This window comes from Flavobacterium salmonis, from assembly GCF_903819435.1.
GTDB classification, from domain to species: Bacteria; Bacteroidota; Bacteroidia; order Flavobacteriales; family Flavobacteriaceae; genus Flavobacterium; species Flavobacterium chungangense.
Window position 1 is genome coordinate 43,718 of the sequence record NZ_CAIJDP010000069.1, and the last position, 15,332, is coordinate 59,049.

Annotated in this window: 14 protein-coding genes; 7 read left to right on the forward strand and 7 right to left on the reverse strand. The window is 33.0% G+C overall.

All coding sequences use genetic code 11. The features are described 5' to 3' along the window. Window positions 1-123: 123 nt before the first annotated feature. The 4 genes from FLACHUCJ7_RS12460 to FLACHUCJ7_RS12475 all read right to left on the reverse strand — a co-directional run bounded on the left by FLACHUCJ7_RS12460 (window position 124) and on the right by FLACHUCJ7_RS12475 (window position 4,018). Window positions 124-396: an HU family DNA-binding protein gene (locus FLACHUCJ7_RS12460; RefSeq protein ID WP_031456994.1), complete on the reverse strand. Its 273-nt coding sequence runs from the start codon at window positions 394-396 to the stop codon at window positions 124-126. A gap of 180 nt (window positions 397-576) precedes the next feature. Next, on the reverse strand, window positions 577-1,524 hold the full coding sequence (gene fmt, locus FLACHUCJ7_RS12465; protein ID WP_078225902.1) for a methionyl-tRNA formyltransferase: 948 nt from the start codon (window positions 1,522-1,524) through the stop codon (window positions 577-579). Beyond that, window positions 1,524-3,419, reverse strand: coding sequence for a RecQ family ATP-dependent DNA helicase (locus tag FLACHUCJ7_RS12470; protein WP_180909118.1), 1,896 nt, complete (start codon window positions 3,417-3,419; stop codon window positions 1,524-1,526). Before FLACHUCJ7_RS12470 ends, fmt begins: the two co-directional genes overlap by 1 nt. A 65-nt stretch (window positions 3,420-3,484) precedes the next feature. Continuing rightward, entirely contained in the window at window positions 3,485-4,018 is a 534-nt protein-coding gene (locus tag FLACHUCJ7_RS12475) for an AAA family ATPase (RefSeq protein WP_078225904.1), read from the reverse strand. A 399-nt stretch (window positions 4,019-4,417) separates the two neighbouring features. On the opposite strand from FLACHUCJ7_RS12475, the gene FLACHUCJ7_RS12480 reads away from it, so the two are divergent. From FLACHUCJ7_RS12480 to FLACHUCJ7_RS12495, 4 genes are all read left to right on the forward strand, one after another. Continuing rightward, window positions 4,418-4,714: a DUF493 family protein gene (locus tag FLACHUCJ7_RS12480; protein WP_078225905.1), complete on the forward strand. Its 297-nt coding sequence runs from the start codon at window positions 4,418-4,420 to the stop codon at window positions 4,712-4,714. A 3-nt stretch (window positions 4,715-4,717) separates the two neighbouring features. Continuing rightward, window positions 4,718-5,440, forward strand: coding sequence for a DUF4290 domain-containing protein (locus tag FLACHUCJ7_RS12485; protein ID WP_078225906.1), 723 nt, complete (start codon window positions 4,718-4,720; stop codon window positions 5,438-5,440). 88 nt (window positions 5,441-5,528) lie between these two features. After that, on the forward strand, window positions 5,529-6,842 hold the full coding sequence (gene murA, locus FLACHUCJ7_RS12490) for a UDP-N-acetylglucosamine 1-carboxyvinyltransferase (protein WP_078225907.1): 1,314 nt from the start codon (window positions 5,529-5,531) through the stop codon (window positions 6,840-6,842). A 10-nt stretch (window positions 6,843-6,852) separates the two neighbouring features. Continuing rightward, window positions 6,853-7,728: a cation diffusion facilitator family transporter gene (locus FLACHUCJ7_RS12495; protein ID WP_078225908.1), complete on the forward strand. Its 876-nt coding sequence runs from the start codon at window positions 6,853-6,855 to the stop codon at window positions 7,726-7,728. Window positions 7,729-8,042: 314 nt separating this feature from the next. Here FLACHUCJ7_RS12495 and FLACHUCJ7_RS12500 read toward each other — a convergent pair whose 3' ends face one another. The 3 genes from FLACHUCJ7_RS12500 to FLACHUCJ7_RS12510 form a co-directional block, all read right to left on the reverse strand. Continuing rightward, complete coding sequence (locus tag FLACHUCJ7_RS12500; RefSeq protein ID WP_180909119.1) at window positions 8,043-10,529, reverse strand: DUF5686 and carboxypeptidase regulatory-like domain-containing protein; 2,487 nt, start codon at window positions 10,527-10,529, stop codon at window positions 8,043-8,045. 70 nt (window positions 10,530-10,599) lie between these two features. Next, the gene (gene aroQ / locus FLACHUCJ7_RS12505; protein ID WP_180909120.1) at window positions 10,600-11,013 is read right to left on the reverse strand and encodes a type II 3-dehydroquinate dehydratase; all 414 of its coding nucleotides are present in this window, start codon (window positions 11,011-11,013) and stop codon (window positions 10,600-10,602) included. Window positions 11,014-11,191: 178 nt separating this feature from the next. After that, window positions 11,192-11,752 carry a porin family protein gene (locus tag FLACHUCJ7_RS12510; protein WP_180909121.1) on the reverse strand — a complete coding sequence of 187 codons (561 nt, stop codon included), beginning with the start codon at window positions 11,750-11,752 and terminating at the stop codon, window positions 11,192-11,194. 344 nt (window positions 11,753-12,096) lie between these two features. Between FLACHUCJ7_RS12510 and FLACHUCJ7_RS12515 the strand changes: the two genes are divergently transcribed. From FLACHUCJ7_RS12515 to FLACHUCJ7_RS12525, 3 genes are all read left to right on the forward strand, one after another. Beyond that, window positions 12,097-12,681, forward strand: a complete 585-nt coding sequence (locus tag FLACHUCJ7_RS12515) for an outer membrane beta-barrel protein (protein ID WP_180909122.1) — start codon at window positions 12,097-12,099, stop codon at window positions 12,679-12,681. A 78-nt stretch (window positions 12,682-12,759) separates the two neighbouring features. Next, window positions 12,760-13,656 (forward strand): site-specific tyrosine recombinase XerD, encoded by an 897-nt coding sequence (gene xerD, locus FLACHUCJ7_RS12520; RefSeq protein ID WP_180909123.1) that lies wholly within the window; start codon window positions 12,760-12,762, stop codon window positions 13,654-13,656. A 128-nt stretch (window positions 13,657-13,784) separates the two neighbouring features. Next, window positions 13,785-15,308 carry a sensor histidine kinase gene (locus FLACHUCJ7_RS12525; protein ID WP_180909124.1) on the forward strand — a complete coding sequence of 508 codons (1,524 nt, stop codon included), beginning with the start codon at window positions 13,785-13,787 and terminating at the stop codon, window positions 15,306-15,308. Window positions 15,309-15,332 lie beyond the last annotated feature (24 nt).

A 15,332-nucleotide genomic window follows, 5' to 3' on the forward strand; every position in this document is an offset into this window, starting at 1 on the left:
TACAATTTTTATTAAATTTAATCAAAAAATTTTTAAAAACCCAAATAAAATCGATAAACCGTACAAAAAAACCCTCTATAAGGAGGGTTTTAATTATATTATAAGTTTAGAGAACTTTCTTACTTAGTTCACTGCACCTTCTAATTCAGCTCCGGCTTTAAATTTCACTACATTTTTAGCAGCAATCTGAATAGTTTTTCCTGTTTGAGGGTTTCTACCATCTCTAGCAGCTCTGGCAGATACCGACCAAGATCCGAAACCTACCAATGAAACTCTTCCTCCTTTTTTCAAAGTAGTACCTACGTTTCCTAAAAATGATTCTAAAGCTAATTTTGCAGCAGCTTTTGTAATTCCTGCATCAGCAGCGATAGCATCGATTAATTCTGATTTGTTCATAATAATTAGTTATTAATTGTTGGTTAAAAAAAATTGTTAATACACAAATTTAGTAGGAAATCCGTTCCTTGCAAGTGTTTTCTACAAATTTAGCAATAATTGTTAATAACTTATTTTTTTTGTTCATAAAACGACTGGTTTTATCACTAAAAATAGTTATAAACCCTTGTTTTACTGAGCTTAATAGACCTTGGCTGAATCAGAAAAAGCAATCCCGTTAAGTAATTCTGCCACTTGCATTCTCTTTTTTCCGGGTAATTGTAAACTCAAAAGATGTAAAAATCCCCCTTGTACTGCAATTTTAATTTCTTTTTTACTGGAAATAAGTTTTCCTGTTTCATGTGAATGCGATTCTAAAAACAGTTTTGCCTCATATATTTTGATACTTAATTCTTCGTTTTTATCTTTCAAAAAACACCAGGAAGCAGGATATGGGCTTAAACCGCGAATAAGATTATTGATTTCTGTTCCGGATTTTGTCCAGTCGATTTTACAGTTTTCCTTGTTTAGTTTATATGCCGTTTTTATATTGTCGTTATCTTCCTGGATAGTTGTGGTTACATTTCCATTTTTAATGACTTTTAAGGTGTTGATCACAGTTTCGCTTCCTAAAAACATTAATCGGTCATGTAATTGTCCTGCGTTTTCTTCAGGTTCAATAGCAATTTCCGAATTTAAAATCATCGCTCCGGTATCAATTTTATCATCTATGAAAAAAGTAGTAACGCCGGTTGTGTTTTCTCCGTTGATAATAGCCCAGTTAATGGGGGCTGCTCCGCGATAATTTGGCAATAACGAAGCATGCAGGTTAAAGGTTCCTAAATCCGGCATTTCCCAAACAACTTTTGGCAGCATTCTAAAAGCGACTACGATTTGTAAATTAGCGTTCAAAGACTTTAATTCGGCTAAGAAATCTTCATCTTTTAAATTTGTTGGCTGTAGTAAAGTAAGGCTGTTGGCAAGTGCGTATTCTTTTACTGCCGAATATTTTAGTTTTTGTCCACGTCCTGCCGGTTTATCTGCAGCGGTAATCACGCCAACAACATTGTAATTGTTTTTAATAATGGTATCCAAAATGCCGACAGCAAATTCAGGAGTTCCCATAAATATAATTCTCAATTTTTTCATTATGATTTTAAAGTGTATTTGTTGTTCGCTAATATGGTAATATGATTGTTTTCTAATAACTCCTGAAGTACCAAAATAATATCGTTGGCATCCAGTTTTATCTGGCTTTGAATTTCTCGCGAAGTTAAAGCAGCAGATTTTAATAAATACAAAATTTTATCAGCAATCGAATCTGCTTCGGTGATTTTTCCTTTTTGAATAATGCAATAAGAACAAACGCCACAATTCTCTGTCGTTTCTTCTCCAAAATAATCTAAAACTAATCGATTTTTGCAGGTCTTATTCTCTTTTATATAATGCAGAACAGATGAAAGCTGTTCTTTTTTTAATTGATTTTGTTTTTCGAGATATTTTGAAACTCTGTTTATGGTAAGATCATCTTCGCGAACTTCATTAAATAATATAGTCGCGTCGTTATTTTTTGATTTGTATTCGATGATTTCTTTTTCTTTTAGTTTTTCTAAAACTGCAGAAACTTGTTCTTCAGAATGATTTGATTTTTTGGCAATCAACGAAATATTAAAAGATGTTTTCATTTCGTAAATTCCGGGATACGTTCTCAAAATTGCCAAAATGATTTCTTCATCATTTGGATTCAGACTCATATATCGAATGACTTCTTTTGATTCAATTAAAAACTGCATGGTAATTTTTTCTGAAAATTCTTGTGACATTGTTATGATTCCCTGCTGATTCAAAAACTGCAAAGAGTTATATGTTTTTAAAGTAGGGAAGTCGTATTTATTACAAAAATGATTAAGTTTGAACGAAAAAGAATCATCTAAGCCTTCGCCATAAGCAATCTGAAAATAATTGCAAAGTTTCACATACATCGTTTTTAGAAACTTCTTATCAGGCAAAACACTCAAGAATTGCTGTTCTGTTTGGTTTGAATCTGAATTGTTATAAAGTAAAACCGAAAACGCTTTCTCGCCATTTCGTCCCGCTCTTCCGGATTCCTGATAATAATTTTCTAAGTTTTCGGGTAATTGTGTATGAATGACTGTTTTTACATTGTCTTTGTCAATCCCCATTCCAAATGCATTGGTCGCCACAATTACCTGTGCTTGTTCGGACATCCACAATCCCATGTTTTTGTCTTTTTCTTTTGCCGAAAGGCCACCGTGATAATATGTTGCCTTAAATCCTAATGATTGTAATTGGGTTGATATATTTAAGCACGATTTTCTGTTTCGTACATATATAATAGAAGGTTGTGGGTTTTTCTTTAAAATTTGCTCAACACGATAAAGTTTGTCTTCGATTTCAAAAACCATATAGGCAATATTCTTTCTTTCAAATGACTGCTGAAAAAAATTAGGGTCTTTTAATCCTGTCTGTGTCTTAATGTCTTCTACAACTCTTGGTGTTGCAGTCGCAGTCAAAGCCAAAAACGGAATTTTAGGAAAATATTTTTTAAGTTCAGAAATTTTTAAATAAGCCGGACGGAAATCGTGACCCCATTGCGAAACACAATGCGCTTCGTCAATAGCAATTAAATTGATAGGAAGATTTTTAATACGTTCCAAAATCCAGTCAGATTGTAAACGCTCAGGCGATAGATAAAGAAACTTATAATTTCCGTATTGGCAATTATCCAGTAGATCTATAATTTCTTCGGTATGAATTCCTCCTGTTAAGGCAATAGCTTTAATTTCTCTTTTTTGCAGATTTGCCACCTGGTCTTTCATCAAAGCAATCAAAGGCGAAACAACCAGACAAATTCCGTCCTGCATCATGGCCGGAACCTGAAAACAAATCGATTTTCCACCTCCGGTAGGCAACAGTGCAAAAGTGTCATGACCTGCTAAGACCGAATCAATAATTTCTTTTTGCAGTGGTCGGAAACTGGTATGTTTCCAGTATTTTAAAAGAATATCCTGTGCTTCCTGCATGGCCAATGTATTAAAGTTAAAAATTTAGAACTCAGATTCTAGTTTTGCAACTTTAAATCCGTAGGCTAAATTTTGTCTAATATATAAAGAATTCTGTTTTCAACCGTGTCTTTAGGAACCTCAATTAAATCGTATCCGTATTTTTTATAGGTTTCAATAAGATGTTTCTGAATTTCTAATGCCTGTTCAAAATTTTCATAACGCTCCGTGTCGCTCTGATATATTTCTTCCCAGGGAGGTAAAATAAAAGTTTTAGAATATTTATAATCCTCACAGGCTTTCGTGAAAAACTCCGGATACTCGTCGCCAATATAATCCATATAAGCCACAACATCAGGGATTCCCCGGTCAATGAAAACCACGTTATCAGGTTCCTGAAAAGCACTCTTGAATTGCTGAATACGGCCTTCAAGCAGCATTTCGCTAAACAGTAAAGGCTGTTCCAAAAACAATTGCTCGATGCCTCTTTTCTGGGCTTCGAGTGTAACTTCTCTTGAAATTTCAGGGTAGCAGCAATAGCCACGAGCGACTAATTCGTTTATAAGCGTAGATTTTCCTGTTCCAGGACCGCCAAGGAGAACAATAATTTCTTTTTGCACTTTCGTAAAAATAAAGAGCAAATTTACCTAAAGTTATTCGTATTTGAAAAGAATATTTATCAGCAGCGAATGATTTCGCAAATTCAGCCAGCAAAGTTCCTGCTTTCAGCTATATCTTTTTATGGCGAACCCCGCAATTAATAGTGTTTGTTTGAATTTCACCATTTACAGAATAATCTTTTTTGAGTCCGTAAAAAAAAATGATTCCAAAAAACATCTGATTTTTTGACTTTGACTAATTTTAAAATATCGGATTTATTCAATTGCATTTTTAGAATAAAAATAATTCATGCAAATTAGTGAAATTCATCATAAATAAAATACGAGGATTTAATATCTTTTTTCAATATAAAATATCTAAAATCAAAAACGTATATTTGCGTTTATTTTTAATTACGAATGGAGAACGATAAAGAAAAAAACACCGCTGAATTTTACGAAAGATTAAAGGTTGAGCTGGACAATTCAAACACCTGGCCAGCAGAATATTTGTATAAATTTATAGTGCCTTCAGTAGCCGATAATGTAGAGCGCGTTGAAAAAGCTTTTGACAGGATGGGTGCGGTTATCAAAACAACAAAATCTAAAACAGGTAAATTTACCAGTGTTTCTATAGATGTAACAATGGATAGTGCTGACGAAGTAATTGGCAAATACAAAGAAGTTTCTACAATAGAAGGTATAGTTTCATTATAAATTATGGTCGAAAAATATAAAAAAGAAGTCGCGAATGACGTTGTTTTCAACTTAGAATACAATTCTGAAAGACAGCGTTTACTTATTCCGGAATATGGTCGTCATTTGCAGAAACTGATCGATCAGGCTACTCATATTGAAGATGATGAAACTCGCAACAAAGCTGCGAAATATATCATTCAGGTTATGGGAAGTCTGAATCCTCATTTGCGCGATGTGCCGGATTTTCAGCATAAATTATGGGATCAGCTTTTTATCATGTCTGATTTTAAATTAAATGTAGAATCTCCATATCCAATTCCATCACGTGATGTGCTGCAGTTAAAACCGGATGTTTTACAGTATCCGCAAAATTTTCCAAAATACAGATTTTATGGTAACAATATCAAGTACATGATTGATGTTGCGAACAAATGGGAAGATGGCGAAATGAAAAATGCATTGGTTCTGGTAATTGCCAACCACATGAAAAAGTCGTATTTAAGCTGGAACAAAGACACAGTAAAAGACGATGTGATTTTCGAACATTTATTTGAATTGTCAGGAGGAAAAATCAATTTATTGCAGAGTACGGAAGAGCTTTTAAATACTACAGATTTGTTGCGCACCAACAAACGCATGTCAAATAAAATTACGCCACCCGGACAACCAAAAATCCAAAGCAACAAAAACAATAAGGGACCAGGGAAACCGAAACCTTTTCAAAAAAATAACAATCAGAAATAAATAAAGTTGCTAAGTAACAGGGGGTTTTAATCTCTAAAGAAAACTTAGAATCTTAGGAACTCAGCAACTCAGAACCTAAAAAAAGAATATGGGAGTATTTAAAATCGAAGGAGGAATTCCTTTAAAAGGAGAAATCACTCCGCAAGGAGCAAAAAATGAGGCATTACAAATTTTATGTGCCGTACTTCTTACGGGAGATAAAGTAACAATTAATAATATTCCCGATATTATTGACATCAATAAATTAATCACTTTGTTGGGTAATTTAGGAGTTAAAATTCAGCGCAATGCACCGGGTTCAATTACGTTTCAGGCGGATGAGGTTAATGTTGGATACTTAGAAACCGAAGCTTTCAAAAAAGAAGGAGGAGCACTTCGTGGTTCTATTATGATTGTTGGGCCCCTTTTGGCTCGTTTCGGAAAAGGATATATTCCAAAACCGGGTGGAGATAAAATTGGCCGCCGCAGATTAGATACACACTTTGAAGGGTTTATTAACCTTGGAGCAAAATTCAGATATAACAGAGAGGATCATTTTTATGGAGTAGAGACTCCTGAAGAAGGCCTTCAGGGAACAGATATGCTTTTAGACGAGGCATCTGTAACCGGAACTGCAAACATTGTAATGGCTGCTGTTTTGGCAAAAGGAAGAACTACAGTTTACAATGCTGCTTGTGAACCTTACTTACAGCAATTGTGTAAAATGCTGAACTCAATGGGAGCTAAAATCACTGGGGTTGGCTCTAATTTATTGACAATCGAAGGTGTTGAAAGTCTCAGAGGATGTGAGCACAGAATTTTGCCGGATATGATCGAAATCGGTTCCTGGATTGGTCTTGCGGCTATGACAAAAAGCGAAATAACAATCAAAAATGTAAGCTGGGATAATTTAGGTTTAATACCGAATACATTTAGAAAACTGGGTATTACAATAGAAAAACGCAACGACGATATTTATATTCCTGCCCACAAAGACGGATATGAAGTAAAAACAGATATTGATGGTTCAATCTTAACTATTGCTGATGCACCCTGGCCAGGATTTACACCTGACTTATTGAGTATTGTTTTGGTTGTAGCAACACAGGCAAAGGGCGATGTTTTGATTCACCAGAAAATGTTCGAAAGTCGTTTATTTTTTGTAGACAAATTAATCGATATGGGGGCAAAAATTATGTTATGTGATCCGCATAGAGCTGTGGTTATGGGGCATAATTTTGAATCTCAGTTAAAAGCAACTACAATGTCGTCTCCTGATATTCGTGCGGGGATTTCGTTATTAATTGCTGCATTATCTGCAAAAGGAACAAGTACAATTCAAAATATAGAACAAATCGACCGTGGATACGAACGTATCGATGAACGTTTGAGAGCAATTGGTGCTAAAATCGTAAGAGAATAAAAAATCTCCAATGACAAATGAACAAAAAGCTATAAAAGCTACTTATTTTAGTATAGCTGGAAACACCTGCTTAGCCGTTATAAAAGGCTTAGCGGGTTTTTTTGGCAATTCTTATGCCCTGATTGCAGATGCGATCGAATCAACTACTGATATATTTTCGTCCTTTTTGGTCTTGTTCGGAATCAAATATTCGAACAAACCGGCTGATGAAAATCATCCTTACGGTCACGGTCGTGCAGAACCTTTAATTACTTTTTTGGTAGTTGGGTTTTTAATTACTTCGGCAACGATCATCGGGTATGAAAGTATATCCAATATTCAGAATCCGCATAATCTTCCAAAATCCTGGACTTTGTATGTTTTAGGTGCAATTATTGTCTGGAAAGAATATTCTTTTAGATTAGTAATAAAACGCAGCAAACAAACCAATAGTTCTTCTTTAGCTGCAGATGCCTGGCATCATCGCAGTGACGCCATTACTTCAGTAGCAGCTTTTGTTGGAATTTCCATTGCACTGTTTATGGGAAAAGGATATGAATCTGCAGATGATTGGGCAGCACTTTTCGCTTCTTTTTTTATCTTATACAACAGTTATAAAATTTTCAGGCCTGCCCTTGGTGAAATCATGGATGAAAATCTTAATGATGATCTTGTAGAAGAAATTCGCATAAAAGCATTAACAGTTCAGGGTATTTTAGGAACCGAGAAATGTTTTATCCGCAAAGCCGGAATGCGTTACCACGTAGATCTTCATGCTATTGTATCAGCTAAAATTTCTGTAAAAGAGGGACATGATTTGGCACATAAATTAAAAGATACCTTAAGAGGAGAGATTCCGGAACTTGGTCATGTTTTGATTCATGTAGAGCCAGATGATTATAATTAGAGAGGTTTCGTAAGGCTAAGCTTTAAGTTGTAAAATCTCTTATAAATTCTTGTTGCTGTAAATAAAGTAAAATTCCTTACTACGCGGAATTGAAGCTTATGTTGTCAAATTCTAAAATAATTTAATCTGTTTAAATTGTCAGGGCAAATTTATCTGGTAAATTAAGCGATTTTTTCTGTTAATATCGTAAATATGAATTTAGGGTTGATGCGTTAGGGATGGGAGCGGCATCCTTTTTATTTTTTCTTTAAAAATAAAAAGATACAGCGGACAGCCCGGCCGGAGGTAACGCCAATAAAGAATCTATTAAAAAATTAATCTAAAACATTCAGAATCTTCAAACCAAAAATAACTCCGTTCTGCTGGATTCCGCTTTGGTACGAATGAACATAATCAACCCGGAACAATTTAAATTTACCAAAACCTAAATTATCTAAACCAACTGTGAACTCAGAATAAGGATTTCTGTCCGGAAGTGCCAATGAATGAAAGCCAATATTCATAGTTGATTTTAAAAGATTGATCAGCGGGATTTTATTAGTTAAAAATCCCATGTCATTGTGTTCTAAATGTATTTCAAGATAGCGGTCATTTGTACTGTTTGAGTAGTAGGGCATTAAGTTGAAAACATTCAGATAACGATCTGTTGTGCCAATATGAGTCTGGTTTCCGTTAAAATGCCTGTAATCGATAAAAGAAATATTTTTAGCATTAAAGAATTTTCCGGCTCTGAAATTCATCCCCAGAATCCCTTTGTTTCCCAGTGATAAATCATACTGAATAGAAGCACCGATTCTTTCGAATTCATATTTTTTCTCGCTTGCTGCAAAGGCTTTCTCCAGTACAAGAAAAATGGTTGGATATTTATCGTTTTTAAAGTTATATCTTCCGTCAGGTCTTGAGATATATTTATTTCCAAAGTTAATCCTGGCTGTAAGGTTAGTTTTGAATAAATGGTGCTGATCAAAAGAAGATGTGAAATTTTCCGGCGCGAGAGGGTTGTTTGATGAATAAACATCATTTTTACTAAAAAAAGAATAATCTGTTGTGTTAAAAAGTGATTTTCTTTGTTCATAGGCTATTTTACCATTTAGATTGATTCCGTTTGCAATATCCTGAGTATAGTTAAGCTGAGCAAATTCCAAATTATACAATTTCATATAATTGTCTTTAAAAAATAAAGAGCTTACAGAATTGACAATTTTCTTTATGGGGTCAGTGCCATTAAATTGTGCCGTTTTTGTTCCTCCCGAAGCCGAAATTGCAGCATAATTTACCGTGTTAAACCGATGTGTGAATTCGCCAATAATGCGAAGACGTTCATCAGAAAATCCATAATTGAAAATTGTATTTATTGAAGTGCTTTTGCCGTTTTCTTCATTCCATTTTTTAAATGAAAAACCAGAATCTAAATTAAAGCCCTGTACTGTATTGAAACTTAAAGAAGTCAGGTTTAGTAAACCTTCATATTTAAAAGAATACTTTTTGAACGTGTTTTTGTAATCATAGCCCTTCAGGATATCCCAAACTTTAAATTTGTTGTTTTTGGCATCAACTGAATCTGTATATTTTTGGGATTTTCTAATGGTCTGAAGGCTGTCTTTTTTGATATAATCAGTACTTTCTTCAAGTGTTAAAGGAATCGGACGAATTTCATTCCAGAACGAATTGTCTTTTTTATTAGCATTCAGGTCAAAAGCAACTATTTCGTTTCCAAATGTCTTCTTAGCAAAAGAAGACGGAAATTCATAATTAGAGTAAACATAATTAAACTGACCTGAAAATTTTATTCCAAAAGCACCTGCATTAAAAGAAAGTGTCTGTGCGTTTTTTGACCATATTTTATTTTGTGAATTATAACTGAAAGTCTGTTTTAAATTCATTACTTCAGTAAATTCATTTTTCGCCCTGTAGCCTTTTATATCAAAATCAACTGCATAAATTGCAAAACTATCATCGACAATGTAAATGTAACCTTCAAAAACAGGTTCTTTATCCCGCTTTGGAATTACTTTTATTTTATAAATCTGCTGTTTGTTATCGTCATAAAAACTTCCCTCCAGTTTATAGGTATAATAGCTCAAAGCATTTCCGGCAATAGGAGAGATAAGGTTAACATCAAATTCTAATGTGTTGTCATAAAAATCGTAGGTCGATAATGCAGCAGTATTATAACTGAAGCCGTTGTTGTTTCCGGAGATTTTAGAAGCAACAATTGTTTCTTTTAATTTGTCAGGCTTTTGAAAAGTAATTTTAGAAATGGTTTCTGATAAATATAGAATTCCGGTACCGGTTGAATCCAGATTAGAAGACAAATCAGCGCCAAGGTCTATTTTTTGCCCTAGTATTTTTTTAGGCAGATCTTTAACTTTTAAAATTCCTTTTGAATAAAAGTCAGCATTAAAACGGGCTGTTTTTTCAGAATTTTCTTTTCTGTTTGCAATGGCATTTTTAATAATTGCAGTTGCAGGATTGTTTTTTGGATCGATTATAACTTCATTTAATGCAAAACTTTCTTCCGACATTTTAACATCAAGTACGGCAGCTTTTGAATCTGAAGAAATAGCTATTTTTTGAGTTTTATAACCCATGTACTGAAAAACGATTTTGTTTTTGCCTGGTTCTTTTACATTCAACTGATACTGTCCAAGTTCATTGGAGGTTGTACCGGAATATGTATTTTCTTCAAAAACAGATACAAAAGCCAGAGGACTTCCTTTTTCATCTGTTATGGTGCCTTTTATTTGGGCAAAAGTTGAAATTGAAAAAAATAAAAAGGCGAGTAAAATATAGTTTTTCATGTAAGTGGGTTCTCTTACAAAAATAAAACAAGTTGAATCTGTACTTATTAATAATTTGTTAAATAATGCGCTATAAAAATGACTGAATAGCCAATTCGTAGCTTTTTAATCCAAATCCTAAAATAACACCTTTTGCATTTCCGGACAAATACGACTGGTGTCTGAAGCTTTCACGTGCATAGGTATTTGAAATATGAACTTCAATAACAGGAGTTGTTACTGCTTTTATTGCATCGCCCAGACCAATTGAAGTGTGAGTGTAAGCACCTGCATTTAAAATAATTCCGTCGTATGTAAACCCGTATTCCTGAATTTTGCCAATTAGTTCTCCCTCAATATTACTTTGATAATAGGAAAGTTCAATATCAGGGAATTTCTGTTGAAGGGTTTCAAAATAATCTTCAAAAGTCTGGCTCCCGTAAACTTCAGGCTCTCTTTTTCCTAATAGATTCAGGTTGGGTCCGTTTATTATAGCAATTTTCATATTTGAGTTTTGTTTAAAATTATAAAAACTGTCAATGCTGTCAGTTCAATTAACAACACTATTTTAATTGAATTTAATTGACAATGTGGTCGGTTTTACAATTATTATTTAATGTGGTAAAAATAAAAAAACCGTTCTAATTAAACAGAACGGTTTCTATAAACTATGTTATATTTTTTTAGAACAAGAATCCGGCAGATAATTGTACTGTTGAGTTTTTAACATCAGCATTTTTTGAAGCTTCTGTTAATCCTAAACCATAACGACCCTGAATGAAAAGATTCTTTGTGATTTTAAATCCTAAACCTGCATTAACTCCAAATTCAAATGTTTCAGCATCTTCAACGTCAAAATCATTTTTTTCACTTAATAAAAAGGAAGCTTGTGGACCTACTTCCAGACTGAATGAATCAGTCAGATAAATTTTTGCCATGACCGGAATTGATAGATAACCTAGTTCATTTTTAAATTCAGTTACTGCATTTTTATAGCTTGCACCTTGTGTAGAGTATAAAAGCTCAGGCTGTACAGCAAATCTATCCAGTAATTTAATTTCTGCAACAAGTCCTGCATGGTAGCTTGTGATGCCTTCTTTATTAAAGTCCTCACCTTCAAAAGTTGCATCTCCGGTTTGATTTGCAAAGTTTACCCCTGCTTTTACCCCAATTTTTAATAATTGTGCCTGAATTGAAGCTGATGATGCGATCATAAATGTTATCGCTAAAATTATCTTTTTCATACTATTAATTTTAAGTTTTGATTAATACAAAATAACACAAATGAAAACTCAGTATTTTTATATTTATTGTTTTTTGGGTTTCATAATTTCCATTTTAGAAAAATTGTGAGAAAAAAAATGTTTTTTTTACTAATTGAACGAAAATTACTCACAATTTAGTCTCTTTTTTTATATCACTAATTTTAGTGATTTTTAAATAGCTAATTATTTGAAAAATAACATTTTGATTCTTTTAACAAGATTATTTATAACAAAATATAATAATTATTTTACAATTTAATTTGGTTTATTGAGTTTTTATAACATAGATTTGCGCCATTAATTAATTTTAATTTTAAAAAAAAATGAAAAAAATTGTTTTATCAATGGTTGCTGTTTTAGCATTTGGATTTGCAAATGCACAAGAATCTACAGGAAAAGGATTCTCTAAAGGAGATATTTTTATTTCTGGATCTGTTAGTATTGCTTCAGAAAAAACTGGTGATGAGAAAGCTACAGGTTTTACAATTGAGCCAAAAGTTGGTTTCTTTGTGACTGAAAACATTGCAATTGGTGGAAAATTAGGTTTTGGTTCTTTGAAAGCTGAAGACGCTGGTGGAGATACTCAGGATTTAGCATCATTAACTGTTGGAGCTTTTGGTAGATATTACTTTACTCCAGCTTCAGACTTCTCTTTATTTGGAGAACTAGGTGTTGATTACAGCTCAATAGATGACAAATTAGATGATTTTAAAGCAAATGAAATTGGTGCTAACTTAGGTTTAGGTTTAAGCTATTTCGTATCTAGTAACTTTGCAATCGAAGCTACATGGGCTGGATTAGGTTACACTACAAATGATAATGGTGGAGACGGAGCAGAAAAAACTAATTCTTTTGGTTTAGGTGCTGATTTAAGTTCAATCAACTTTGGTCTTCTTTACAAATTCTAATTTGTATTTAAACTTATATGAAAACCTTCCCTAACCGGAAGGTTTTTTTATGCTCAAAAATGTGTTTACTTTGTAAAGATGAAATGGAATACCTATATTAAAGATTATCAGTCGTATTTGCGAATAGAAAGGGGTTTGTCAAAAAATACAATCGAAAATTATGGTTTCGATATTGAACGCTTATGTCTTTTTTTAGAATCCAATCAAATAGAAGTGTCTCCAATAAAAATCTCAGATGAAACGGTTCAACAATTTATTTATTCAGTTTCAAGAGAAGTTAATCCGAGATCTCAGGCCCGAATTATTTCAGGCTTAAAAAGTTTTTTTAATTATTTGGTTTTTGAAGATTACAGAACAGATAACCCGCTGGAATTAATAGAAGCTCCCAAAACAGGGCGTAAATTGCCGGATACGTTGTCAGTTCAGGAAATAGATAATCTGATTGCAGCTATAGATTTAAGTTCGAACGAAGGGGAAAGAAACAGAGCGATGTTGGAAACGTTGTATGGTTGCGGACTTCGTGTTTCGGAATTGGTGACCTTAAAAATTTCAGACCTCTTTTTTGAAGAAGGATTTATAAAAATTAGCGGAAAAGGAAATAAGGAACGTTTTGTTCCTATTGGTAATTTAACCCAAAAATATATTAACATTTATCAAAAAGAAGTTCGGGTAAATTTGAAAATAAAAAAAGGAAATGAAGATACTTTGTTTTTGAATCGTAGAGGAAATCAGCTTACACGTGCGATGATTTTTACCATCATTAAAGACTTAGCTGTAAAAATCGGCCTAAACAAAAATATCAGTCCGCATACTTTTAGACATTCTTTTGCGACACATTTATTAGAAAACGGTGCCGATTTAAGATCTATTCAGCTCATGCTCGGACATGAATCAATAACAACAACTGAGATTTATGTTCATTTAGACAGAAGTTTCTTAAAAGATGTAATGCATGCTTTTCATCCCCGAAGATAATTTTTTAAAGAAAAATTAGTTATTATTAGTGACTTTTTTAAAAAGGAATATTTTGAAATATTAAGGTTTCTTTTTTGCGGAAAGTTGTAGCCTCAAATTTAAATTAATTTAAACTTACACAAGTAACTATGGTTTTTGATTTAGATGAAAATACAGATTGTAATAATGTTAATGATTTTTATAAAAAATTGTTTGCTGAAATTCCTGATTTGATTTTTCAGTTTATTATCGATGTTGATAATAATTATTCATTTCCATTATTTAGTAAATCAATTGAAGAAATATTTGAATTAAGTACGAGTGATTTTTTAAATAATATCAAATTTGCTATTTCTGAAAGAATCCATCCCTCAGATCGTGATTTGTTTTTTCAGTCATTTGTAAAAGCTAGAAAGCAAGTTTCCAGATGGGAAGTTGAATTTCGGGGAATATTGCCTGAAAAAGGCTTAAGATGGTTTAAAATCTCATCTAAATCCGAATTGTCTTCAGATGGCAAGGTGAGTTTTTTTGGGCATCTTTCGGATATTACAGAGTTAAAAGATAAAGAATTGAAACTGCGTATTTCTGAAGAACGGTTTCAATTTGCTTTAGAAGCTTCTACAACCGGTGTTTGGGATTGGAATATGCTTACTAATAAAGTGTTTTATTCCTCTTTGTCTTTGAAGATTTTAGAGCTTGAATCGGCAGATGTACTTGATGATCCTGAACGTTGGGATCAGATTGTGCATCCTGATGATTTACCGAAATATTATTCGGATATTCAGGATCACTTTGAGAATAAGATTCCTTATTACGAAAATTATCATCGCGTAATGACCTCAAGCGGAAATTATAAATGGATATTAGACAGAGGAAAAGTAATTGAACGAGATGAACAAGGAAAGCCTTTGCGTGTTATAGGGACCCATACTGATATATCTGTGCAAAAAGAAAAAGAGTTGGAGCTTATAAAAACGATGAAATTATATAGTGATCAAAATAGTCGATTGCTAAATTTTTCACACATTGTTTCGCATAATTTAAGTACACAGGCCGGTAATATTAAATCTATATTGGATTTTATTGATATTGATGAGAAAAAAGAAACGATAAAAGAGATGTTAATACATCTTAGAACAGTTTCTAATGATTTGAATGATACTATTTTGAACTTGAATCAAATTGTTCAGATTCAGAGCAATATGAGTATAATTATCAAACCATTGAATTTGGTAGAATACATCAATAAAACAATTTCAACTATTAAGAATTTTAATTCCGAAACAAATGCAAATATTATAAACAACGTACCCGAATACGTAACGATAACTTTTAATCCGGCCTATCTTGAAAGTGTGCTTTTAAATTTTGTAACCAATGCGATCAGATATGCCCATCCAGACAGGAGTCCAATGATTATTTTCGATTATACTATAGAAAAAGAGGGGCATAAAGTTCTAAAAATAAAAGATAATGGTCTGGGGATTGATTTAGATGCATATGGTGACTTGTTGTTTGGAATGTATAGAACTTTCCATAAACATAAAGATGCCAGGGGTATAGGCTTGCATATTACCAAAAATCAAATAGAAGCCATGAACGGAAAAGTCTTTGTTGAAAGTGAGGTTGGAGTGGGAACTGTGTTTAAAATTGTTTTTAATGATGAGTTGTGATTTAAGGCTAAATCAGAAATAAAA